We start from the raw sequence: 21,033 nt of genomic DNA, 5'->3' as shown, positions 1-21,033 counted from the left end.
TTTGTATCGACCCTACATCAACTCTCGCACGTCTGTCAGGTGTCCCGTGACGGCCGCCGCAGCAGCCATCGCCGGGCTGAGCAGGTGGGTGCGGCCGCCACGCCCCTGGCGGCCCTCGAAATTCCGGTTGCTCGTCGCCGCGCAGCGTTCGCCCGGTGAAAGCTGATCCGGGTTCATCGCAAGGCACATGGAACATCCCGCGAGGCGCCATTCGAACCCGGCCTCCTTGAAGATGTCGGCAAGGCCCTCTTCCTCGGCCTGCGCACGAACCAGGCCGGATCCGGGAACGACCATCGCCCGCATGCCATCCTTGATCTTCTTGCCGCGAAGAATTTCCGCAGCGGCGCGCAGATCCTCGATGCGCCCGTTGGTGCAGGAGCCGATGAAAACCGTATCGATCTCGATGGCGCTCAGCGGTGTGCCCGGCGTCAGGCCCATATACTCGAGCGACCGCTGCACCGCACCGACCTTGCCGCCATTGAAATCGGACGGATCGGGGACGGTTGCCGTGATCGGCAGCACGTCCTCGGGGCTGGTGCCCCAGGTGACGACCGGTGCGATGTCTTCGCCCTTGATGGTAATGACCTTGTCCCAATGGGCGTCATCGTCCGAATACAGGGTTTTCCACCATGCCATCGCCGCTTCCCATTGCGCCCCCTTCGGCGCGTGCGGGCGGCCCTTGCAATATTCGAACGTGGTTTCATCGGGCGCGATCAGCCCTGCGCGGGCACCGCCCTCGATCGCCATGTTGCAGACCGTCATGCGCCCTTCCATCGACAGATCGCGGATCGCTTCGCCGCAATACTCGATGACATATCCCGTGCCGCCGGCGGTACCGGTCTCGCCGATGACCGACAGCGTGATGTCCTTGGCCGTCACGCCCGGACGCAGCTTGCCGGTGATCTCGACCTTCATGTTCTTCGACTTTTTCTGGATCAGTGTCTGCGTGGCCAGAACATGTTCGACCTCGGACGTACCGATCCCATGCGCCAGCGCGCCGAACGCGCCGTGGGTTGCCGTGTGGCTGTCACCGCAGACCACCGTCATTCCGGGCAGGGTCCACCCCTGTTCCGGGCCGACGATATGCACGATTCCCTGCCGCACGTCGCTGACCGGGTAATAGTGAATACCGAAATCCCTGGAATTCCTGTCGAGCGCCTCGACCTGGATCCGGCTTTCCTCGTTTTCGATGCCCTGCACGCGGTCAAGCGTCGTTGGCACGTTGTGGTCGGGCACCGCGATGGTCTTGTCGGGCGCGCGTACGGTGCGGTTTGTCATCCGCAACCCTTCGAACGCCTGCGGGCTGGTCACCTCGTGAACGAGGTGACGGTCGATATAAAGAAGGGTCGTGCCATCTTCGTCCTCGTGGGCGACATGGGCATCCCAGATCTTGTCATAGAGTGTCTTGGGGGACATCGGTCCTCTCCCGTTTGCTAGAATCTGAACAGTGTGAACGGTCGCGCAAGCCTATAGCCGCGCCAGCACCGTGCGGGCTGCGCCAAAGAACCGCTCGCGAAGGCGGAGCCGATCCTGAAGGTCGAATCTTGGCTTGACGGTTGAAATCATGCCGATCAGATACATCTGCCTCCGGATTCATTCAAGGTTGATCGTGAAGGTGAGCGCGCGAACGCAACCGCGCAGATCGGCAGCAAGCGCCGCTTGCAACCCGTCACACGTCATGCAAGCGTGTTCATTAAAAAAGGAGCGACATGGACCCGGTCACCGAAGTTACCAGCAGCCTGATCCAGACAATCATGCTCTATCTCGGGCAGGCGCGCGATATCGTGGCATTGTTTCTCACGCCCGGATGGCGCCTCTACCAGGTCCTGATCATCCTCGCTCTCATCGCGCTGTCATGGCTTTTGAAAGTTCTGACCGAACCCAGGTTGCAGGAATGGGCGCGTTCACGTGAGGGATGGCCCAAATGGCGTCTGCGCCTGCTGGTGCAGATACGTCGTCGGATGCTGCTCATCTGGTTTTCGGTACTTGCCTGGCTGGTCTATCTCGTGATGCAGCAAATCACGTGGCCGTCGCGTAGCTATTTCATCGGACTGGCGGCGACGCTTTCGACGGTCTGGCTCTCGATAGGGCTGGCCGTGCAGTTCGTGCGCAACCGGTCGCTGCGCAACGTCCTGCGATGGTTCCTGTGGATCTACGCCACCCTCTATTTCGTGAACGCGCTGGACGAAATCACGGCATTTCTAGACCGGCTGGCAATCGAATTCGGCGAAACCAGAATCTCTGCCCTGTCGGTCATATCGGCACTGATTGTACTGGGTGTACTGATTGCCGGGGCGCGGATGCTGTCGCGCATGTTCACCGCAAATGTTCGCAAGAACCAGGACCTGTCACCGTCGATGCAGGAGCTGACCACCAAGGGCGTACAGTTGCTGCTCTACGGTCTGGCGATCTATATCGGTGCGGAAGCCATCGGTTTCGACCTGACCGGGCTGGCGTTTCTATACGGTGTCATCGGCGTCGGTCTTGGGTTCGGTCTGCAAAAGGTCGTGTCCAACCTGGTCTCCGGCCTGATCATCCTGCTCGACAAGTCGATCAAGCCCGGCGACGTGATTTCGCTGGGCGACACGTTCGGATGGATCGATTCGCTGAGTGCACGCTATGTGTCAGTGGTCACACGCGAAGGGCTTGAATACCTGATCCCCAACGAGGACCTCATCGCCAACCAGGTGGTGAACTGGACACATTCCAATCACCTGGTCCGCCTCGATATCTATTTCGGAACCGCCTATGACGATGACCCGCACAAGGTTCGCGCACTGGCAATCGAGGCGGCGTCCGGCGTGGACCGCGTTCTGGTCCAGCCCAAAGCCCCGGTCTGTCACATCGTCGGTTTTGGCGACAGCAGCGTCGACTATATCCTGCGCTTCTGGATCACAGATCCCACGGGCGGCCTGACCAATGTGCGCGGCAACGTGTATCTGGCGTTGTGGGACATCTTCAAGGAACACGACATTTCGATCCCGTTCCCGCAACGTGAGGTGCGGATGCTGAAAGATCCGGACGGAACAGCGGCACAACCTGCACGAAACGATGACGCCGCCGGGTGACAACCGGGTGATCACGGTGCCACAGCCAATTGAAATGCGACGCCCGGGTTGCTATTTTGAAGGTACCCCAGCGCCGGGGGGCTGTCGGCGTGCCAGAAGGAGGACGATGTCCTGTCAATCCATGCTGAAGCGGCTCTCCCCGCTGACGATCGGGCCGGTCTCATGACGGCCCAACCCAAGCCGACAAGCGAAGCGCTGTTGGCGCGTATCCTCACCTCACTTGACGACGACAAGGCGGAAGATGTTGTGCAGATCGACCTGCGCGGCAAGACCGAGATCGGCGACTTCATGGTCGTGGCCTCGGGGCGCTCGACGCGGCAGGTGTCGGCCATGGCCGAAAAGCTCACCGACCGGCTCAAGCAGGAGTTCGGACGCAGCAGCAAGGTCGAAGGCAAGGATACCGGGGATTGGGTCCTGATCGATACCGGCGATGTCATCGTGCATATTTTCCGTCCCGAAGTACGGGAGTTCTACCAGTTGGAAAAGATGTGGCTGCCGTCCGGAGGCTCGGCCCCTGCCAACTGAGTCCGGTTGCCGTTAAACCGGCGGGAAAGATGCTGTGCGTATAACGATCTGTGCGGTCGGCCGCTTGCGGGCCGGACCGGAAAAGTCGCTGATTGACGATTACCTGACCCGGTTCGAGCGAACCGGTCGCGCACTGGCGCTTGGACCGGCAAACATCATCGAAGTTGACGACCGCAAGGGCGGCGGCATGAGTGGCGAGGCGGAGCTGTTGCGGCGTGCCCTGCCCGCAGACACCCTCATCTGCACGCTGGATGAGCGCGGGCGCACTCTCTCATCTCCCGATTTCGCCGACCGCCTCGCAGGCTGGCGGGACGATGGCCAGCGGGACCTGACATTCCTGATCGGGGGCGCGGACGGGCTGGATCCGTCGTTGCGGGCCGAAGCGGATTTCAGCCTGTCGCTTGGCACGATGGTCTGGCCGCATATGCTGGTGCGGGTGATGCTGGCCGAACAGCTCTACCGCGCCGCCAATATCCTTGCGGGCGGCCCCTATCACCGGGCGTGAAATGCGTCGTCACCCGCTGTCTCTCAGGATCTGTGCACCATGACGTGACACGTCATGGCAGCATCACGGTCATGGTCTGTCCGGACCACCCATCGACGAGGCACCTTGCCTCAATCTGTACCTGCGTCGCGCCTTCGGGGACGACAACGCCGCCGAGCGAGCGCGTAAAGGGTTGCTCATCGACATGCGGATGGTGAAGCACCCGCATACCCAGTTCATTCCCCTCCATGTCCAGAACACGCCAGCCATCGGCATAATGCTCCCACCCGGTGTCGGGATGCGACAGGGTCACGTCAAAGGTCAGCCCGTCCGAGCCCGCGCGCACCGTGACCGCTTCGACCACGGGGACGTCGGCCATCGCGGACAACGGGGCAAGATACAGGGCGGCACAGAGCAAGCGAGCGATAGACATGGCATAACTCTAGGCCGGGCAAATGCGAAATGAAACGCCCAATCGACATCCCCGCACAGAGCCGCCCCGTCGCCGCCCGCACCGCTTGCCCGCATCTCTCAGGCTACATATAAGGCAGGTGCCAACACGCGGAGCGCCCATGTCCTTTGACCATCGCCACCTGCTGGGTATCGAACAGCTCGGCCCCGACGACATCACCACAATTCTCGATCTTGCCGATGATTATGTGACGCTGAACCGGGGCCCCAGCAAACATTCCGACGTGCTCGCCGGTCTGACCCAGATCAACATGTTCTTTGAAAACTCGACCCGCACGCAGGCCAGCTTCGAAATCGCCGGCAAACGGCTCGGTGCCGACGTGATGAACATGGCGATGCAGGCCAGTTCGATAAAAAAGGGCGAAACACTGATCGACACCGCCCTGACACTCAACGCCATGCACCCCGATCTTCTGGTTGTGCGCCACCCGCATTCCGGTGCCGTTGACCTGCTGGCGCAAAAGGTCAATTGCGCGGTTCTCAACGCCGGGGATGGTCGGCATGAACACCCGACACAGGCGCTTCTGGATGCCCTCACCATCCGGCGCGCCAAGGGGCGTCTGCACCGGCTCAGCATCGCGATCTGCGGCGATATCGCCCATTCCCGCGTGGCGCGCTCCAATATTCTGCTTCTGGGCAAGACAGAGAACCGGATACGCCTGATCGGCCCGCCGACGCTCATGCCCTCGCAGATCGATCAGTTCGGTGTCGAGGTCTATGACGACATGAACGCGGGACTGGCGGATGTTGACGTGGTGATGATGTTGCGGTTGCAGCGCGAACGCATGGATGGCGGGTTCATCCCGTCAGAACGCGAATACTACCATCGCTACGGGCTGGACGAAGAGAAGCTGGCGCTGGCCAAGCTCGACGCCATCGTCATGCATCCCGGCCCCATGAATCGCGGTGTCGAGATCGACGGAACGCTGGCGGATGATATCAACCGGTCGGTGATCCAGGACCAGGTCGAGATGGGTGTGGCCATCCGCATGGCGGCCATGGAGCTGCTGGCCCGCAACCTGCGCCATGCAAGGTCCAGCGCAGCATGAGTGACCTTCTCACAATACCCGCGCAGGAAACCGGCGTCCTGCGGCTGTTCGCGCTCGATATGCCGCGTGAACAGATCCGGTTTCTGAACGAAGCCGGTGCGCTTGATGACGTGCTCGGAGTCAGCGGGCTGGACACCGAACATGTCGAGATCTTCGCCGTCGGCGATCTGGATGATCTCGGATTGCGCGGTTACCTTACCGAGGGCCACGCCGTTCCCGAAGACCAGCTTGGCGCTGACCTTGCGGATGTGACGGGTCATGTGCTGCTGCTGCACAGCCGTGCGTTCGGGGGGCGCGCGATGACGCTGAATCCCGATGCGGCACTGGTCCCGATCGGCGTGTATTCGGTCACACCCACCGACTGGACGGCGCGACCGGCGCCTGTTCCGAGCAGCGCGCGGCCCAATACCGGCATGCCCCGGTCCCCGCGCGAGGCCCGTGCCCGCGCCCGTCGCATCGGCGGCGGCATATTCGCGGCGGTCATGATCCTCGTCGCGCTGCTCGTCTACATGGTGATCCGATGACAAATGCGCCGATAGGGTTCATCGCCGACCACCCTGCCCCGCTCGCCCGGATCGCGACGCTGCGCGGGATGTCCTCTTCCGTACAGGTCATCACCACGGGTGGCGACAAGCACCTGATCAGGTATCAGGCCACCCTGGACGAAACCATAGCGACCATCGAAAGGCATCGCCGATGACCGCCACGCTGTTTACCAATGCCCGCCTGATCGACCCCGAAGCCGGAACCGACGCCCCGGGCAGTTTGCTTGTCCGTGACGGCCGTATCGTCGCCGCCGGGGCCGAGATCGCGCTGCCCGAAGAGGTCGAGCCGGTCGATTGCCATGGCAGATGCCTCGCGCCGGGCATCGTCGATATCGGCGTCAAGGTCTGCGAACCGGGCGAGCGTCACAAGGAAAGCTATCGTTCTGCCGGGCTCGCCGCGGCGGCAGGTGGGGTCACGACGATGGTGACCCGTCCCGACACCATGCCGACCATCGACAATCCGGAAACGCTCGAATTCGTGACCCGCCGCGCCAATGCCGCAGCACCTGTCAACGTGCTGCCCATGGCGGCCCTGACCAAAGGGCGCGAGGGGCGCGAAATGACCGAGATCGGGTTTCTCATGGATGCGGGTGCGGTGGCCTTTACCGATTGCGACCATGTCGTGACCAATACCAAGGTCTTTTCCCGCGCGCTGAGCTATGCCCGCGCGTGCGGGGCGCTGGTCATTGCCCATCCGCAGGAACCGGGCCTTTCCGCCGGATCCTGTGCCACATCGGGCAAATTTGCGTCGCTGCGTGGCCTGCCCGCCGTGTCACCGATGGCCGAACGCATGGGGCTGGACCGTGACATCGCGCTGCTGGAAATGACAGGCGCACGTTATCACGCCGATCAGATCACCACGGCCCGCGCCCTGCCCGCGCTGGACCGTGCCAAGCGGAACGGGCTGGACATCAGCGCCGGGGTCAGCATTCATCACCTGACGCTGAACGAACTGGATATCGCGGACTATCGCACCTTTTTCAAGGTCAAGCCTCCACTGCGCTCAGAAGACGACCGCCTTGCGGTGATCGATGCGCTGCGCAGCGGGCTGATCGACATCATATGCTCGATGCACACCCCGCAGGATGAAGAGAGTAAACGCCTGCCCTTCGAAGAAGCGGCCAGCGGCGCCGTGGCGCTGGAAACCCTGCTCCCTGCGGCCATGCGGCTATACCATGGCGACCAGCTCGACTTGCCGACATTGTTTACCGCACTGTCACTGAATCCCGCGCGGCGGCTCGGGCTAGACAGCGGCCGGCTCGCGCCCGGCGCGCCGGCCGATCTGGTGCTGTTCGATCCCGATGTGCCCTTTGTGCTCGACCGCGCGACCCTGCACTCAAAATCCCGCAACACGCCGTTTGACGGACAGCGGATGCAAGGTAGGGTTCTCGCAACCTATGTTGCCGGGAAACCGGTCTATCGGAGAGACTGATGCCCCCCCTCGACTCTTCCATTTCCCAGCTGATCCTCTGGGCGTTCGTGGGTTACGGCCTTGGTTCAATCCCCTTTGGCATGGTGCTGGCACGTCTCATGGGGCTCGGCAACCTGCGCGAGATCGGCTCGGGCAACATCGGCGCCACCAATGTCCTGCGCACCGGCAACAAGACGGCGGCGGCGCTGACGTTGTTGCTCGACGGGGGCAAGGGCGCCGCAGCAGTGCTGATTACGCGGGCCTTTGCGCCGGAAGACTCCGTTCAGGTCGCGGCCCTCGCCGCGATGCTCGGGCACTGCTATCCGGTCTGGCTCGGGTTTCGGGGCGGCAAGGGTGTGGCAACCTTCATCGGTATCTGGCTCGCGCTGGCCTGGCCCGTCGGTTTGGCCTGCTGTGCGCTCTGGCTGCTGGCGGCTGCCGTCACGCGCATGTCCTCGATGGGCGCACTGGTCTCGGCCGCCGGGTCAACGCTCTGCGCCGTTTTTCTCGGATATGGCACCACGCTGATCTTTGGCGTTCTGGTCACGCTGCTCGTCTTTTGGCGGCACCGCGAAAATATCCGGCGAATCCGGGCCGGCACCGAAAGCCGGATCGGCCAGAAGGGCTAGCAGCCCTGCCCGCCGGGCGTGGCAGGTCTGCCCCCTTGTGACGGGGCCCTGGCGTGGCTAAGTTCTTCTGAACCCGGAAGGACACCACCGTGACACATACACCTGCCATCACCGCCACGGGGCTGTTCACCCCGGAACAGACCATCACGAACGCGGAGCTTGTCGATGCGTTCAACGCCTATGCCGAGCTGTTCAACGAGGAGCACGCCGCGGCCATCGCCGCGGGTGAGATCGAGGCCAAGGAACCGTCCAGCGAGGCATTCATCGTCAAGGCGTCGGGCATCGAACAGCGCCATGTCATCGACAAGACCGGCATCCTTGATCCCCGGGTGATGCATCCGCTGCTCCGCCAGCGCAGCGATGATGAACCATCGCTGATGGCAGAAATGGGCGTGGATGCCGCGACAAAGGCGCTCGCCGCCGCCGGGCGTAGCGCGGATGACGTCGATCTGGTGATCTGCGCCGCGTCGAACATGGAACGTGCCTATCCCGCGATCGCGGTGGAAATCCAGAACCTGCTGGGAATCTCGGGTTTCGCCTTTGACATGAACGTCGCATGCAGTTCGGCGACCTTTGGCATCCAGGCCGCGGCCGACATGGTGCGCGCGGGATCGGTGCGCGCGGCGCTCGTGGTCAATCCCGAGATTTGCTCGGCCCATCTCGAATGGCGCGACCGGGATTGCCATTTCATCTTCGGGGATGTCGCCACCGCCACGCTGATCGAGAGCACGGACACCGCCACCGGAGCCCATTTCGAGATCCTGTCGACGCGCTGCGCCACCGCGTTTTCCAACAACATCCGCAACAACAACGGTTTTCTGCGCCGCTCACGCCCCGATGGAATGAAGGATCGCCGCGACATGCAGTTCATGCAGAACGGGCGCAAGGTGTTCAAGGAGGTCGTCCCGATGGTCAGCGACCATATCGCCGATCACATCGCCGCGAACGGGGTCGGCGCCGATGAACTGAAACGCCTGTGGCTGCACCAGGCGAACAAGTCGATGAACGATTTCATCGGCCGCAAGGTGCTTGGCCGCACGCCGGAACCGGATGAACAACCCAACATCCTTCAGGATTACGCCAACACGTCGTCTGCCGGCTCGATCATCGCCTTTTCGAAATATTCCGACGACCTGCAAGAGGGCGATCACGGGCTGATCTGTTCGTTCGGCGCGGGGTATTCGGTGGGCTCGGTTCTGTTGCGCCGTCACGCCTGAAACCGGTCCGGAGCACCTTGCGAAACGACGGCATCGCGTAACGCTGCCTGACATCACGGATATCTTTGGCGCGACCCTATGGGTGCCGGATCTGGCAAGTCGTCACACGCGCCGGAGAGCGCGGATCAGGCGGTGCCGTTCTGGCCGCGCTGTTCCTCTTCGAGGTGCAGCTTCATGTCGATCAGGACCTGTTGCAACATCAGGGTCTCGCGCAAGAGCCTCTTGGCTTCGTTTATGCTGATCACACCGTCTTCGATGGACTGGTGATATTCCGACATCAGCATCGCGAACCGCTGGCTCAGCGCAATAACGTCATGGTTGATGCCACCGCTATCGGGCGTGTTGGGATGACGGTCGTCATAGGACAGGGTGATTTTCCTGAGTTCGGCAAGCGCGCTGGTCACATGCGGAAAGGATGACTCGGCTTCAAGCTTGGCCACCGCGTCCACCGGAATGAAGCGATCGGAATGCTCGTCATGTTCCGAGTAATACCGTCCCAGCGTCGCCTTTGACTTTCCCGTGATCTGGCAGGCGGCTTCGATGCCTACATCCTTGATCAACGATTCCGTGTGTTTTTTCAGGTAACTGCCGGCTTCGTTCATTCACTTGGTCCCAACTGGTACGCATGTCTTTCGTCTGACGGGGAATGTCAGCAGGGTTTTCCCATACCGCCCTCATAATCCATATGTCATACATTTTCCATACCTCTCGGAGTGGGGGGTATGGGTAACAGGTTTTGCCCGAATGGGCAGTGTTTAAAGAGTTGGCCGCGGACCGCACCAAGTCCGCGGTCCTTGAAAGCGCAGTACGGTCAGCATCCCCTCTGCTGACCGTATCCGCCATGAGACACAGGCCGCTCCTGCACCCGCAACCGGACCGCTTCTATACCGCTGCGAAACCGGCTATAGCATTTCGCGATAAACCTGAATCACCTAACGCTGCCTGAAATCAAAGATTTCAACGCGCTAGGTGATACCAGATGTTTCAAGTTAATCGCGAAACGCTTTAGGCAGCGGAATGGCCAAGCTTTTCTTCAACTACTCGACCATGAACGCCGGGAAATCGACGCTTCTGCTGCAGGCGTCGCACAACTACCGTGAACATGGCATGGAAACCTACCTTCTGAGCGCCAGCGTCGATAACCGTGCCGGCACCGGGCGCATCGCCTCTCGCATCGGCATCACCGCCGAGGCTGACATCTTCGGGCCGGATGATGATCTGTTTGCCATGATCGACAACCGGCAAAAGCGGGGGTCGATTGCCTGTATTTTCGTCGACGAGGCGCAGTTTCTCAGCCATGCGCAGGTCTGGCAATTGGCACGGGTTGTCGATGATCTGGGCCTGCCCGTGCTGTGCTATGGCCTGCGGGTCGATTTTCGCGGCGAGTTGTTTCCCGGTTCGGCGACCCTGCTGGCGCTGGCTGATGAAATGCGCGAGGTACGCACGATCTGTCATTGCGGGCGCAAGGCCACAATGGTGATCCGTCAGGACGAAAACGGGCATGCAATCACCGAAGGCGCACAGGTTCAGATCGGTGGCAATGAAACATATGTCTCGCTCTGCCGCCGCCATTGGCGCGAGGCCGTTGGAGACATCGAGCCCGGCGGAACCTGAAAGCGCATTTCAGTGCATGCGCCCGCCGACAGGCACTTTTCCATCCGGCCCGATCAGAACGATCTCGCCCGCCGCGTCCGGTAGTCCCAGAACCAGCACCTCGGACATGAAACGACCGATCTGACGCGGCGGAAAATTGACGACGGCCATCACCTGCTTACCGACCAGCATTTCAGGCTGATAATGTGCGGTGATCTGGGCCGATGATTTACGTTCGCCGATATCGTCCCCGAAATCGATCCACAGCTTGATGGCCGGTTTCCGGGCTTCCGGATAGGGTTCCGCACGCAGAACCGTTCCGACACGAATATCGACCTTGAGAAAATCGTCGAAACTGATCTCAGCCATTTGCCAACTCTCTGGACCTGTCCGCCGCCGCGGCAACCGCGCGTTTCAGAAGCGCGGGAAAACCGGTGTCTTCATCCATCAACACCTCAAGCGCCGCCTGGGTCGTTCCGTTCGGGCTGGTGACATTCACGCGCAACTGGCTGGGGTCCTCGATTGCGGCTTCGGCAAGGGCACCCGCGCCCGCCACCGTGGCCTTGGCCAGTTTCATCGCCAGGTCGGCCGGCAATCCCTGTGCTTCGCCCGCGGCGGCCAGGGTCTCGATCATATGGAATACATAGGCCGGGCCCGAGCCGCTGACTCCGGTCACCGCATCCATCTGGGCTTCATTGTCCAGCCGCACGGTCTGTCCCACCGCCGACAGCAAGCCTTCGGCCAGATCAAGGTGAGCGGCGCCTGTGCTCGCGTTGCCGATCAACGCCGTGATCCCGCGACCAACCGCAGCCGGCGTGTTGGGCATGGCCCGCACGATGGCAGAATCCGCCCCTAGAATGGCCTCCAGCGCCGAAATCGGCGTCCCTGCCGCAACCGAGACGAACATCGTCTTGCCGCCGCCCTTGGCCGCGATGGCAGGAAGCGCATCGCCCATCATCTGCGGCTTGACGGCGATCAGGATGATCGCAGGCTCGGCGGGCAGGTCGGTGTTGATATGCACGCCCTGTGACTTGACCCAGTCGGACGGGTACGGGTCGAGCACCCAGACCGATCCGGCAGGCAGACCGCCATCCAGCCAACCGGCCAGCATCGCGGATCCCATCTTGCCACACCCCAACAGGACCAGCCCGCGGTCCGTCACATCTTTCATGTCCATGATTGCCCCTTCCCAACCGGTTCAGGGCAAGGGTTTACGCGCGCCCGTAAGCCTCTGCAATGGCGACTTGCATCGCTTCTGCCGGGCTACGATCGCCCCAGATCATCAGCTGCACCGCAGGATAATAGCGCTCGGCCCCAAGAACCGCCGCGCTGATCATCGTGTCAATCTGCGCCGGCGACGCCGTCTGACCGCCGCTCAGCACCAGGCCATAACGATAGACCATCAGTTTCTGCTCGGCCCAGTAGGTGAACGACCCCGCCCATGTCTGATCGTTCATCTGGTTGAGCAGCTCATACAGCGCCGGCAGTTTTTCCTGCGGCGGTTCAAGCTCGAACGTGCACACCATGCGCAGGGTTTCGTCATAGGCAGACCAGGCAAGCGTGATCGAATAGGTGCGCCATTGTCCCTCGACGGCCATCGCGATCTGGTCGTCGCCGATGCGGTCGAAATCCCAATCGTGATCGGACGCAATATGTTCGACAATATCAATCGGGTGAATGTCGTCTTCCAGATACTGTTCGGAAAGGGCCATGATGCCACCTCACTGATCTCTAGCAGCGGGGGCGACGCAGCGCCCCAAGCGCTAGCTGACTGCTCTACAAGCCGAGGCGATCCCCCGGTCTCATACAATATATGGTGCGACGCATAACAGTTTCTGGCAACCCCCTATTTGGGGGGAGCCATCAATAAGTTGTGGACAGAATGTAAATATTGCCAAAATCTTGGCGGGTTCGGCACGGATGAATCATCCCCACACCAATCCTGTCGGTGCAAACCGGGCCGGGTATTCCGGCTTGGGCGCGCGCTAGTCTTTCGCTTTCGCTTTCGCTTCGAGCGCGGCAATGCGTGCCGAAAGCGCGTCGTTCTCTTCGCGCGCCTTCTGGGCCATCGCCCGCACTGCGTCAAATTCCTCTCGGGTCACAAGATCGCGATCGGCGAGCCACCGGTCGAGCAACGACTTCATGGCCGTCTCGGCCTCTCCCTTCGCGCCCTGTGCCACGCCCATCGCATTGGTCATCAGCTGTGAAATATCGTCGAATATCTTGTTGCGGGTCTGCATCTGTCGTCTCCGTGTCGCGTTACCCTCTATATGGGCAAGCGATGCGGTCGCGACAAGGTTGACTTCGTCGCGCCCGCACGGTCAGAAGGCGACATGCAATTTCCCAACCTCTCTCCCGAACTGTTCTCGATCTCGATCTTCGGCATGGAACTGTCCCTGCGCTGGTATGCGCTGGCCTACATTTTCGGGATACTGATTGCCTGGCGGCTGGCGGTCATGGCGGTGCGGCGTCCCGCGCTCTGGCCCGCAAATCAACCGCCGGCAACTCCGGCCCAGATCGAAGACCTGCTGACATGGATCATCATTGGCGTCATCATCGGTGGACGTCTGGGGTTCGTTCTGTTCTACCAACCGGGTTATTACCTGCAAAACCCGCTCGAAATCCTCAAGGTCTGGCAAGGCGGCATGGCGTTTCATGGCGGGCTGCTCGGGGTCATCATCGCCACCTGGCTCTATACCGCCCGCCATAACCTGCCACGGCTGAGCATGGCCGATCTGGTGGCCCATGTGGTGCCGCCCGGTCTGTTGCTGGGGCGGCTGGCGAATTTCATAAATGCCGAATTGTGGGGTCGGCCGACCGATCTTCCCTGGGGCGTGATCTTTCCCGGCGCCGCCGCACAGGACTGCCCCGGCATCGAAGGGCTCTGTGCGCGCCACCCGTCGCAACTCTATGAAGCGGCACTCGAAGGCCTGATCCTTGGCGCACTGCTGTTGTGGCTGGTCTATCGGCGCGGGGCGCTCAAACGCCCCGGTCTGGTATCAGGCGTATTTTTCGCAGGCTACGCGCTCGCGCGTTTCCTGGTCGAATTCGTCCGCCAACCGGACAGCCAGTTCGTGGAACCGGGCAATCCGCTCGGCCTTGCGTGGCATGTGGGCAGCTATGGTCTGACCATGGGACAGTTGCTGTGCCTGCCGATGATGGCGCTCGGCGTCTGGCTGATCGTGCGCGCCCGGAGAACACCGTCCACATGAGCCTTGAGGCACAGATCCTGTCGCGCATCCGCGCCGACGGGCCGATCAGCCTTGCCAGCTATATGAGCGAATGCCTGCTGCATCCCACGCTCGGATACTACGCCACGCGCGATCCGTTCGGACAGGCGGGAGATTTCACAACCGCTCCCGAAATCAGCCAGATCTTTGGCGAACTGATCGGGCTGTCTCTGGCGCAGGCGTGGTTGGATCAGGGATGCCCTGCCCCGTTCACGCTGGCGGAACTTGGTCCGGGGCGCGGCACGCTCATGGCCGACCTGATGCGTGCAACCCGCGCGGTACCCGGGTTCCACGCCGCCGCCCGGATCGCTCTGATTGAGCAATCACCGGTCCTGCGGAAGGTTCAGGCCGAAACGCTCCGGCCCCATGAACCGACATGGCATGACAGCGTGCAATCGCTGCCGAACCGGCCCCTGTTTGCGGTCGCCAACGAGTTTTTCGATGCTCTGCCGATCCGCCAGTTTGTCCGGAGCGGCCCGCATTGGCGCGAACGCCGCGTCGGTGCGCAGGAGAATCGGCTGGTGCTGGGCCTTACCGACCCTGCCCCGGTGCCCGCGCTGGAGCATCGACTGGCGGACACCAGTGACGGGGATATTGTCGAATACTGTCCGGCGATCCCGACGCTTGTTGGCACGCTCTCTCAGCGAATCGCCGGTCAGGGCGGTGCGGCTCTGATCGTCGATTATGGCGACTGGCGCTCGCTCGGAGACACGCTGCAGGCCCTGCGCGCGCACCGGAGCACCGATATTCTCGGCACGCCCGGCGACGCCGATCTAAGCGCCCATGTCGATTTCGAAGCCATAGCCACTGTCGCCCGCGAGGCCGGTTGTGCCCATAGCCGTCTGAGCACACAGGGCGTTTTCCTGGAACGCCTCGGCATCACCGCGCGCGCGCAAAGGCTCGCCAGCGCCGCGACAGGTAAAGCGCGCGAAACTATCATTGCCGCGCATCGCCGGTTGACGCATCCCGCCGAAATGGGAAACCTGTTCAAGACACTGGGTCTCTATCCCGAAACTGCCGCACCGCCACCCGGACTTGAACCATGACACTGGAAATCCTCACAGCGGACAGCCTCGCGCCCCTCAGACACGGGTTCTTTACCCGGCGGGGCGGTGCGTCTTCCGGCGTTTTTTCCGGTCTCAACTGTGGCATCGGGTCCAGCGATCAGGCCGACATGGTTGCGATCAACAGGGCGCGTGTCGCCCAGGCCGTTGGCGTCGAACCGGACGCATTGGTTTCTGTACACCAGGTCCATTCCCCGGATGTGGTCACCGTCGATGCGCCGCTCGCGGACAAGCCCCGCGCCGACGCGATGGTTACCGCCACGCCGGGCATCGCGCTGTCGATCCTGACGGCGGATTGTCAGCCGGTGCTGTTCGCCGATGCCGGTGCCGGAGTCATCGGCGCCGCGCATGCGGGGTGGCGCGGTGCGCTGGACGGCGTGCTCGAGGCGACGCTTGACGCGATGGAGGCCCTGGGCGCGCGGCGCGCGGACACGCGGGCGGTGATCGGCCCGTCAATCAGCCAGCGGGCGTACGAAGTAGGACCTGAATTCATGGACGCGTTCATGGCCGACGATCCCCGGAACGCGCGCTTTTTTGCCAACGGTGCGGGCGACAGGTTGCAGTTCGACCTGCAGGGGTTTGGTCTGCACCGCTTGCGCTGTGCAGGCATCGGTCACGCGGAATGGACCCGGCATTGCACCTATTCCGATGAGGACCGGTTCTTTTCCTATCGCCGCAGCGTGCACAACAAGGATGCGGATTATGGCCGGCTCATCTCGGTAATCCGGCTTTGACGTCAGACGCGGGGTCGCGCGAAGTCGGTCGATTCGAATTCGACCGTGTTCGCGCTAACTGATTCTGCGAATCCGTCGCCCGCGACTCAACGTCAGGGCGAACCGCCATAGGGTCGTCATATTCCCGACGGATCCCTGTCACGGTGATAACGTGGATTTGACAAGAAGCCGCGAGATTGTGAGCAAACCGAGGCAACAATACACTCGGTAGGGGGTGGATTGAGGCAAATTCACTAAATATGCCGTGCTTTCGTTGACAATTTGAAGCGTATCCGGGAAAAATCGGTTCATTACAGACCAATTCACAACTGTGTCGGTCTGTGTTGTCGGTGGGGGCCGGCACAGGTTTGACCTTGAGGAAGGGCTACGAAACCATGACGCTCCCAATCCCGCTTAGGCGCGCTGCGAACCGTGCCGTCCAGACCGAAGCCGGCGCCCTGATCGACCCCGCCGCGACGCGTGCGCAGCCCAAGCCGCAACTGCGCCGCTATGAGGTCAGTTCGCTTTTGCCCAATGGCGATATTGCCGAAACCCGTCATATCGCGCCCGCCCTGCCGATCTTTGAAGACGCGTTTTGCGCCTTTACCCGCGGATCGATGGTCGAAACCGAAAGCGGCGCAATCTCGGTCGAAGACCTGCTGCCCGGAGACCGCATCCTGACCCGAGACGGCGAGAGCCAGCCGCTGATCTGGAAGGGCAGCACGACACTGGTGCCCGGACGCCCCGGACCGCAGGGCCGCAACCTGCGCCTTACCCGGATCATGGCAGACAGTTTCGGCATGCAACGTCCGATGTCCTGTGTCATCGCCGGCCCGTCTGCGCGGATCTTGCACACGCCCAGCCATTTGCGGGCGGTTTCAGGCGGCCTGCAGATATTGACCCCCGTTCGGGAATTTCAGGATGGCATGAATATCGTCGAAACCGCGCCGCCAACGCCGGTCGAACTTTTCCACATCTGCCTGCCCCGCCACGCGGTCATTCGCGTTGCGGGACTTGAATTCGAAACCTATCATCCCGGCGCAAACGCCGCGCGCCACATCAGCCACACGATGCGCAACGTCTATCTCGACCTTTTCCCGCATATCTCGCAACTTGGCGATTTTGGCGAACTGGCATACGCGCGCGCGGGCGATGGCGACCACGATGCGCTCATGGCCTGATACCGGCGGGGAACGTCAGGCGCTGCGGCTCAGACGTTCCTCCAGGATGTCAAAGGGAACCCCCGGTTCGTCCTTGGCCCCGCGGATGACCAGCGATGTCTTCACACTTGCGACATTCGGCGTGGTCAGCAACTCGCCGGTCAGAAAACTCTGAAAGCTGCTCAGATCCGGCGACACGCATTTCAGGATGAAATCCACCTCGCCGTTCAGCATATGACACTCGCGCACCAATGGCCATTCGCGGCACAGCGCCTCGAATGCGCTCAACTCGGCCTCTGCCTGGCTGTCAAGTCCGACCATCGCGAAAACCTGAACCTCGAACCCAAGTTCCCGGGCGTTCACATCCGCATGATACCCTTGAATCAGGCCCGAATCCTCCAGCGTGCGGACACGCCGCAAACAGGGCGGGGCCGAAATACCGACCCTCTTGGCCAGTTCGACATTTGTCATGCGCCCATCTGCCTGAAGCTCCGACAGTATCTTGCGATCAATCGGATCGAGGCGTGTTGCAACCATGATCTGCTCCCTCGGAATTTTCATTTCTTATATCAGCGCCACTGGTACACGCAATAATATTTCGCCGCAACGCAACAACTCCGGTGCCCGGTCATTCGCCGGAATTCAGGGGGTTTAAGCCGGCGGGGTCCGTCGCTATATCGGCAACCCGGTGGGCAGGCCGTCCACATATCATGCTGCATTGGGGAAAGTCATGGGTGAAACACGCCACACCAAGGTTCTGATCATCGGGTCCGGCCCTGCGGGCTACACCGCCGGGGTCTATGCAAGCCGCGCCATGCTCGAACCGATCCTGGTGCAGGGAATCGAACCCGGTGGCCAGTTGACCACCACCACCGAAGTCGAAAACTGGCCCGGCGATACCGAGGTGCAGGGCCCCGATCTGATGGTACGCATGGAAGCGCATGCCAAGGCGATGGGATGTGACATCGTGTCGGACATCATCACCACTCTCGACCTGTCCAGCCGGCCGTTCACCGCAACCGGCGACAGCGGTGCGACCTATATCGCGGATGCCGTCATCCTGGCGACCGGCGCGCGCGCGAAATGGCTCGGCCTGCCCAGCGAAGAAAAGTTCAAGGGCTTTGGTGTCTCGGCCTGCGCCACCTGCGACGGTTTCTTTTATCGCGGCCAGGAAATTGTCGTGGTCGGCGGTGGCAACACCGCGGTGGAAGAGGCATTGTTCCTGACCAACTTCGCTTCCAAGGTGACGCTGATCCATCGTCGGGATGAACTGCGGGCGGAGAAAATCCTGCAGGATCGTCTGCTGAAACACCCCAAGATCGAGCCTTTGTGGTTCCACACGCTTGAGGAAGTCATCGGCGCCGACAACCCGCTGGGCGTCGAGGGCGTGCGGGTGCGCAACGTGCAAACCGACGAAATCACCGAAATCGCCGCCAAGGGCGTGTTCATCGCCATCGGCCATGCCCCCGCGAACGAGTTGGTCAAGGACGTGCTGGAGCTGCACAATGGCGGCTATGTCAGCGTCAAACCCGGCACGACGGAAACCTCGGTGCCCGGTGTATTCGCCGCCGGCGACCTGACCGACCACAAATACCGCCAGGCGGTGACCAGCGCCGGCATGGGCTGCATGGCCGCGCTCGATGCCGAACGCTTTCTGGCCGAGCAGGACGGCTGAGATGCAAACGGGATCGGAGCATCATCCGATCCCGCGCCGCAAACTACAGACCCCCATAAACCGGTAGTTTTTGCCCTCCGGGGGCGGAAATCCGCGCCAGAATGGCACAAACCTGTAAAAATTGATTTCTGCGCCTAGACATTGCCGACGCTCCGGGTCTATGCCCCGCGCGACCGGCTGTACCCGGTCATCGCCCCTATCCAAGCAAACGAGAGTTCCCCTCATGACCATGCTCGCCAATCTGGCTCCGATCCCCGAGTTATACGTATCTTATGAATCGGCGCAAAAGCTGAAGGTTGAGGCGGGCGACCTCAAGAGCTATGATCTGACGCCGCGCCAGATCTGTGATCTGGAATTGTTGATGAATGGCGGATTCAACCCTCTCAAGGGCTTTCTGAACGAGGCGGATTACAACAGCGTCGTGGACAATATGCGGCTTGTTGACGGCACGCTGTGGCCGATGCCGATCAACCTGGATGTGTCCGAGGGTTTTGCGGAGACGCTCGAAATCGGCGAAGACATCGCGCTGCGCGATCAGGAAGGCGTGATCCTGGCCACAATGACCGTCACCGACCGCTGGACGCCCGACAAATCGCGCGAGGCCGAAAAGGTGTTCGGTGCCGATGACGACGCGCACCCGGCGGTCAACTACCTGCACAACACGGCGGGTAACGTCTATCTCGGCGGGCCGGTGACCGGCATCCAGCAACCGGTACACTACGATTTCCGCGCCCGTCGCGATACTCCGAACGAGTTGCGCGCCTATTTCCGCAAACTCGGCTGGCGCCGCGTGGTCGCGTTCCAGACCCGGAACCCGCTGCACCGTGCGCATCAGGAGCTGACCTTCCGCGCCGCGCGCGAAGCGCAGGCGAACCTGTTGATCCACCCGGTTGTCGGCATGACCAAGCCCGGCGATGTCGATCACTTTACCCGCGTGCGCTGCTACGAGGCCGTGCTCGACAAATATCCGGCGTCGACCACCACCATGTCGCTGCTGCCGCTGGCGATGCGCATGGCCGGGCCACGCGAAGCGGTCTGGCATGGGCTGATCCGCGCCAATTACGGCTGCACCCATTTCATCGTCGGTCGTGACCATGCCGGCCCGGGCAAGAACAGCGCGGGCGAAGATTTCTACGGCCCCTACGATGCGCAGGACCTGTTCCGCCAGCATCAGGACGAAATGGGCATCGAAATGGTCGACTTCAAACACATGGTCTATGTGCAGGAGCGCGCCCAGTACGAACCCAATGACGAAATCGAGGACAAGGACAACGTCACCATCCTCAACATCTCGGGCACCGAACTGCGCCGCCGTCTGGCCGAAGGGCTGGAAATTCCCGAATGGTTCTCCTTCCCCGAGGTTGTCGCCGAACTGCGCAAGACCAAGCCACCGCGCAGCCAGCAGGGCTTCACGGTGTTCTTCACCGGCTTCTCGGGCTCGGGCAAATCCACCATCGCCAACGCGCTGATGGTCAAGCTGATGGAAATGGGGGGGCGTCCGGTGACGCTTCTCGATGGCGACATCGTGCGCAAGAACCTGTCCTCCGAACTGGGGTTCTCCAAGGAGCACCGCGACCTCAACATCCGCCGTATCGGCTATGTGGCCTCCGAGATCACCAAGAATGGCGGCATCGCGATCTGCGCGCCCATCGCGCCCTATGCCACCACCCGCCGCGCCGTGCGCGAAGACATCGAAGCCTTTGGTGCTTTCATCGAGGTGCATGTCGCCACCTCGATCGAGGAATGCGAACGCCGCGATCGCAAGGGGCTCTACAAACTCGCGCGGGAGGGCAAGATCAAGGAATTCACCGGCATCTCCGATCCGTATGACGTGCCGGAGAACCCCGAGATGCGGGTCGAGACCGAAGGCACCGACGTGGACAACTGCGCCCACCAGGTTCTGCTCAAACTCGAAAACATGGGCCTCATCGCAGGCTGAGCGATCGCACCCTCAGGATCCGGAAAGGCTCGGCTTACGCCGGGCCTTTCTTATGTGGACCACTATCAAGCGAGACGGTCTATGCTGCGGCTGCTCAATCCGTCCTTGAATGGAAGGATTGAGCCCACAGCGGAAATCCTCATTTTTTGCTGCATGCGCTCGCAGCTCGGAAATTTCTGCAAGTGCTCAATCTCGCGTGCTGCAGGACGGCTCCAAATTCGGTCATTTGAACATCGCGCAGCGAGGCTTGTCGGGGCAAC

24 protein-coding genes are annotated in these 21,033 nt (G+C 61.7%); 16 read left to right on the top strand and 8 right to left on the bottom strand.

The window, feature by feature from the left end; all coding sequences use genetic code 11:
* Nucleotides 1-12: 12 nt before the first annotated feature.
* The gene (gene leuC, locus AB9K34_RS01190; protein ID WP_369952646.1) at nucleotides 13-1,416 is read right to left on the bottom strand and encodes a 3-isopropylmalate dehydratase large subunit; all 1,404 of its coding nucleotides are present in this window, start codon (nucleotides 1,414-1,416) and stop codon (nucleotides 13-15) included.
* A gap of 293 nt (nucleotides 1,417-1,709) precedes the next feature.
* Here leuC and AB9K34_RS01185 point away from each other — a divergent pair, with 293 nt between their 5' ends.
* From AB9K34_RS01185 to rlmH, 3 genes are all read left to right on the top strand, one after another.
* On the top strand, nucleotides 1,710-3,068 hold the full coding sequence (locus AB9K34_RS01185; protein ID WP_369952645.1) for a mechanosensitive ion channel family protein: 1,359 nt from the start codon (nucleotides 1,710-1,712) through the stop codon (nucleotides 3,066-3,068).
* 162 nt (nucleotides 3,069-3,230) lie between these two features.
* On the top strand, nucleotides 3,231-3,593 hold the full coding sequence (gene rsfS, locus AB9K34_RS01180) for a ribosome silencing factor (RefSeq protein WP_369952644.1): 363 nt from the start codon (nucleotides 3,231-3,233) through the stop codon (nucleotides 3,591-3,593).
* 34 nt (nucleotides 3,594-3,627) lie between these two features.
* Complete coding sequence (rlmH, locus tag AB9K34_RS01175) at nucleotides 3,628-4,098, top strand: 23S rRNA (pseudouridine(1915)-N(3))-methyltransferase RlmH (protein ID WP_369952643.1); 471 nt, start codon at nucleotides 3,628-3,630, stop codon at nucleotides 4,096-4,098.
* A 52-nt stretch (nucleotides 4,099-4,150) separates the two neighbouring features.
* Here the strand turns inward: rlmH and AB9K34_RS01170 are convergent, their stop codons facing one another.
* Complete coding sequence (locus AB9K34_RS01170) at nucleotides 4,151-4,510, bottom strand: hypothetical protein (RefSeq protein WP_369952642.1); 360 nt, start codon at nucleotides 4,508-4,510, stop codon at nucleotides 4,151-4,153.
* A gap of 139 nt (nucleotides 4,511-4,649) precedes the next feature.
* On the opposite strand from AB9K34_RS01170, the gene AB9K34_RS01165 reads away from it, so the two are divergent.
* The 6 genes from AB9K34_RS01165 to AB9K34_RS01140 all read left to right on the top strand — a co-directional run bounded on the left by AB9K34_RS01165 (nucleotide 4,650) and on the right by AB9K34_RS01140 (nucleotide 9,399).
* Entirely contained in the window at nucleotides 4,650-5,597 is a 948-nt protein-coding gene (locus AB9K34_RS01165; RefSeq protein ID WP_369952641.1) for an aspartate carbamoyltransferase catalytic subunit, read from the top strand.
* Nucleotides 5,594-6,121 (top strand): hypothetical protein, encoded by a 528-nt coding sequence (locus AB9K34_RS01160; protein ID WP_369952640.1) that lies wholly within the window; start codon nucleotides 5,594-5,596, stop codon nucleotides 6,119-6,121. Before AB9K34_RS01165 ends, AB9K34_RS01160 begins: the two co-directional genes overlap by 4 nt.
* The gene (locus AB9K34_RS01155; protein ID WP_369952639.1) at nucleotides 6,118-6,297 is read left to right on the top strand and encodes a hypothetical protein; all 180 of its coding nucleotides are present in this window, start codon (nucleotides 6,118-6,120) and stop codon (nucleotides 6,295-6,297) included. The genes AB9K34_RS01160 and AB9K34_RS01155 overlap by 4 nt, the downstream gene beginning before the upstream one ends.
* Nucleotides 6,294-7,574 carry a dihydroorotase gene (pyrC, locus tag AB9K34_RS01150; RefSeq protein WP_369952638.1) on the top strand — a complete coding sequence of 427 codons (1,281 nt, stop codon included), beginning with the start codon at nucleotides 6,294-6,296 and terminating at the stop codon, nucleotides 7,572-7,574. The genes AB9K34_RS01155 and pyrC overlap by 4 nt, the downstream gene beginning before the upstream one ends.
* Nucleotides 7,574-8,182, top strand: a complete 609-nt coding sequence (gene plsY / locus AB9K34_RS01145; RefSeq protein ID WP_369952637.1) for a glycerol-3-phosphate 1-O-acyltransferase PlsY — start codon at nucleotides 7,574-7,576, stop codon at nucleotides 8,180-8,182. The genes pyrC and plsY overlap by 1 nt, the downstream gene beginning before the upstream one ends.
* 89 nt (nucleotides 8,183-8,271) lie before the next feature.
* Nucleotides 8,272-9,399: a beta-ketoacyl-ACP synthase III gene (locus tag AB9K34_RS01140; RefSeq protein WP_369952636.1), complete on the top strand. Its 1,128-nt coding sequence runs from the start codon at nucleotides 8,272-8,274 to the stop codon at nucleotides 9,397-9,399.
* A gap of 125 nt (nucleotides 9,400-9,524) precedes the next feature.
* Here AB9K34_RS01140 and AB9K34_RS01135 read toward each other — a convergent pair whose 3' ends face one another.
* On the bottom strand, nucleotides 9,525-10,001 hold the full coding sequence (locus AB9K34_RS01135; RefSeq protein WP_369952635.1) for a hypothetical protein: 477 nt from the start codon (nucleotides 9,999-10,001) through the stop codon (nucleotides 9,525-9,527).
* 415 nt (nucleotides 10,002-10,416) lie between these two features.
* On the opposite strand from AB9K34_RS01135, the gene AB9K34_RS01130 reads away from it, so the two are divergent.
* Nucleotides 10,417-11,013 carry a thymidine kinase gene (locus AB9K34_RS01130; protein ID WP_369952634.1) on the top strand — a complete coding sequence of 199 codons (597 nt, stop codon included), beginning with the start codon at nucleotides 10,417-10,419 and terminating at the stop codon, nucleotides 11,011-11,013.
* A gap of 9 nt (nucleotides 11,014-11,022) precedes the next feature.
* Here the strand turns inward: AB9K34_RS01130 and AB9K34_RS01125 are convergent, their stop codons facing one another.
* The 4 genes from AB9K34_RS01125 to AB9K34_RS01110 all read right to left on the bottom strand — a co-directional run bounded on the left by AB9K34_RS01125 (nucleotide 11,023) and on the right by AB9K34_RS01110 (nucleotide 13,232).
* Nucleotides 11,023-11,361, bottom strand: coding sequence for a tRNA-binding protein (locus AB9K34_RS01125; protein ID WP_369952633.1), 339 nt, complete (start codon nucleotides 11,359-11,361; stop codon nucleotides 11,023-11,025).
* Nucleotides 11,354-12,169: a pyrroline-5-carboxylate reductase gene (gene proC, locus AB9K34_RS01120; protein WP_369952632.1), complete on the bottom strand. Its 816-nt coding sequence runs from the start codon at nucleotides 12,167-12,169 to the stop codon at nucleotides 11,354-11,356. Before proC ends, AB9K34_RS01125 begins: the two co-directional genes overlap by 8 nt.
* Before the next feature lie 34 nt (nucleotides 12,170-12,203).
* Entirely contained in the window at nucleotides 12,204-12,704 is a 501-nt protein-coding gene (locus tag AB9K34_RS01115) for a YbjN domain-containing protein (RefSeq protein WP_369952631.1), read from the bottom strand.
* Between the two features lie 273 nt (nucleotides 12,705-12,977).
* Nucleotides 12,978-13,232 carry an accessory factor UbiK family protein gene (locus AB9K34_RS01110; RefSeq protein WP_369952630.1) on the bottom strand — a complete coding sequence of 85 codons (255 nt, stop codon included), beginning with the start codon at nucleotides 13,230-13,232 and terminating at the stop codon, nucleotides 12,978-12,980.
* Between the two features lie 93 nt (nucleotides 13,233-13,325).
* On the opposite strand from AB9K34_RS01110, the gene lgt reads away from it, so the two are divergent.
* From lgt to AB9K34_RS01090, 4 genes are all read left to right on the top strand, one after another.
* Complete coding sequence (gene lgt, locus AB9K34_RS01105; protein WP_369952629.1) at nucleotides 13,326-14,204, top strand: prolipoprotein diacylglyceryl transferase; 879 nt, start codon at nucleotides 13,326-13,328, stop codon at nucleotides 14,202-14,204.
* Nucleotides 14,201-15,268 carry a class I SAM-dependent methyltransferase gene (locus AB9K34_RS01100; RefSeq protein ID WP_369952628.1) on the top strand — a complete coding sequence of 356 codons (1,068 nt, stop codon included), beginning with the start codon at nucleotides 14,201-14,203 and terminating at the stop codon, nucleotides 15,266-15,268. Before lgt ends, AB9K34_RS01100 begins: the two co-directional genes overlap by 4 nt.
* Entirely contained in the window at nucleotides 15,265-16,020 is a 756-nt protein-coding gene (gene pgeF / locus AB9K34_RS01095) for a peptidoglycan editing factor PgeF (protein ID WP_369952627.1), read from the top strand. The genes AB9K34_RS01100 and pgeF overlap by 4 nt, the downstream gene beginning before the upstream one ends.
* Before the next feature lie 374 nt (nucleotides 16,021-16,394).
* Complete coding sequence (locus AB9K34_RS01090; protein ID WP_369952626.1) at nucleotides 16,395-17,180, top strand: Hint domain-containing protein; 786 nt, start codon at nucleotides 16,395-16,397, stop codon at nucleotides 17,178-17,180.
* 15 nt (nucleotides 17,181-17,195) lie between these two features.
* On the opposite strand, the gene AB9K34_RS01085 is transcribed toward AB9K34_RS01090, so the two are convergent.
* Nucleotides 17,196-17,696: an Lrp/AsnC family transcriptional regulator gene (locus tag AB9K34_RS01085; protein ID WP_369952625.1), complete on the bottom strand. Its 501-nt coding sequence runs from the start codon at nucleotides 17,694-17,696 to the stop codon at nucleotides 17,196-17,198.
* Nucleotides 17,697-17,889: 193 nt separating this feature from the next.
* Between AB9K34_RS01085 and trxB the strand changes: the two genes are divergently transcribed.
* Both trxB and AB9K34_RS01075 read left to right on the top strand, forming a co-directional pair.
* Complete coding sequence (gene trxB / locus AB9K34_RS01080; protein WP_369952624.1) at nucleotides 17,890-18,834, top strand: thioredoxin-disulfide reductase; 945 nt, start codon at nucleotides 17,890-17,892, stop codon at nucleotides 18,832-18,834.
* Between the two features lie 223 nt (nucleotides 18,835-19,057).
* Nucleotides 19,058-20,773, top strand: coding sequence for a bifunctional sulfate adenylyltransferase/adenylylsulfate kinase (locus tag AB9K34_RS01075; protein ID WP_369952623.1), 1,716 nt, complete (start codon nucleotides 19,058-19,060; stop codon nucleotides 20,771-20,773).
* Nucleotides 20,774-21,033 lie beyond the last annotated feature (260 nt).

It is taken from the genome of Sedimentitalea sp. XS_ASV28 (genome assembly GCF_041224545.1).
In the GTDB taxonomy this organism is placed as follows: domain Bacteria; phylum Pseudomonadota; class Alphaproteobacteria; order Rhodobacterales; family Rhodobacteraceae; genus Sedimentitalea.
The sequence above is the reverse complement of the archived record's forward strand: the minus strand, read 5'-3'. Positions and strand labels throughout refer to the sequence as shown.

Bases quoted from the DNA above. Each gene is read 5' to 3' on its own strand.
- leuC (WP_369952646.1), bottom strand. From the start codon at position 1,416: ATGTCCCCCAAGACACTCTATGACAAGATCTGGGATGCCCATGTCGCC.
- AB9K34_RS01185 (WP_369952645.1), top strand. From the start codon at position 1,710: ATGGACCCGGTCACCGAAGTTACCAGCAGCCTGATCCAGACAATCATG.
- rsfS (WP_369952644.1), top strand. From the start codon at position 3,231: ATGACGGCCCAACCCAAGCCGACAAGCGAAGCGCTGTTGGCGCGTATC.
- AB9K34_RS01170 (WP_369952642.1), bottom strand. From the start codon at position 4,510: ATGTCTATCGCTCGCTTGCTCTGTGCCGCCCTGTATCTTGCCCCGTTG.
- AB9K34_RS01165 (WP_369952641.1), top strand. From the start codon at position 4,650: ATGTCCTTTGACCATCGCCACCTGCTGGGTATCGAACAGCTCGGCCCC.
- AB9K34_RS01160 (WP_369952640.1), top strand. From the start codon at position 5,594: ATGAGTGACCTTCTCACAATACCCGCGCAGGAAACCGGCGTCCTGCGG.
- AB9K34_RS01155 (WP_369952639.1), top strand. From the start codon at position 6,118: ATGACAAATGCGCCGATAGGGTTCATCGCCGACCACCCTGCCCCGCTC.
- pyrC (WP_369952638.1), top strand. From the start codon at position 6,294: ATGACCGCCACGCTGTTTACCAATGCCCGCCTGATCGACCCCGAAGCC.
- plsY (WP_369952637.1), top strand. From the start codon at position 7,574: ATGCCCCCCCTCGACTCTTCCATTTCCCAGCTGATCCTCTGGGCGTTC.
- AB9K34_RS01135 (WP_369952635.1), bottom strand. From the start codon at position 10,001: ATGAACGAAGCCGGCAGTTACCTGAAAAAACACACGGAATCGTTGATC.
- AB9K34_RS01130 (WP_369952634.1), top strand. From the start codon at position 10,417: ATGGCCAAGCTTTTCTTCAACTACTCGACCATGAACGCCGGGAAATCG.
- AB9K34_RS01125 (WP_369952633.1), bottom strand. From the start codon at position 11,361: ATGGCTGAGATCAGTTTCGACGATTTTCTCAAGGTCGATATTCGTGTC.
- proC (WP_369952632.1), bottom strand. From the start codon at position 12,169: ATGGACATGAAAGATGTGACGGACCGCGGGCTGGTCCTGTTGGGGTGT.
- AB9K34_RS01115 (WP_369952631.1), bottom strand. From the start codon at position 12,704: ATGGCCCTTTCCGAACAGTATCTGGAAGACGACATTCACCCGATTGAT.
- AB9K34_RS01110 (WP_369952630.1), bottom strand. From the start codon at position 13,232: ATGCAGACCCGCAACAAGATATTCGACGATATTTCACAGCTGATGACC.
- lgt (WP_369952629.1), top strand. From the start codon at position 13,326: ATGCAATTTCCCAACCTCTCTCCCGAACTGTTCTCGATCTCGATCTTC.
- AB9K34_RS01100 (WP_369952628.1), top strand. From the start codon at position 14,201: ATGAGCCTTGAGGCACAGATCCTGTCGCGCATCCGCGCCGACGGGCCG.
- pgeF (WP_369952627.1), top strand. From the start codon at position 15,265: ATGACACTGGAAATCCTCACAGCGGACAGCCTCGCGCCCCTCAGACAC.
- AB9K34_RS01090 (WP_369952626.1), top strand. From the start codon at position 16,395: ATGACGCTCCCAATCCCGCTTAGGCGCGCTGCGAACCGTGCCGTCCAG.
- AB9K34_RS01085 (WP_369952625.1), bottom strand. From the start codon at position 17,696: ATGGTTGCAACACGCCTCGATCCGATTGATCGCAAGATACTGTCGGAG.
- trxB (WP_369952624.1), top strand. From the start codon at position 17,890: ATGGGTGAAACACGCCACACCAAGGTTCTGATCATCGGGTCCGGCCCT.
- AB9K34_RS01075 (WP_369952623.1), top strand. From the start codon at position 19,058: ATGACCATGCTCGCCAATCTGGCTCCGATCCCCGAGTTATACGTATCT.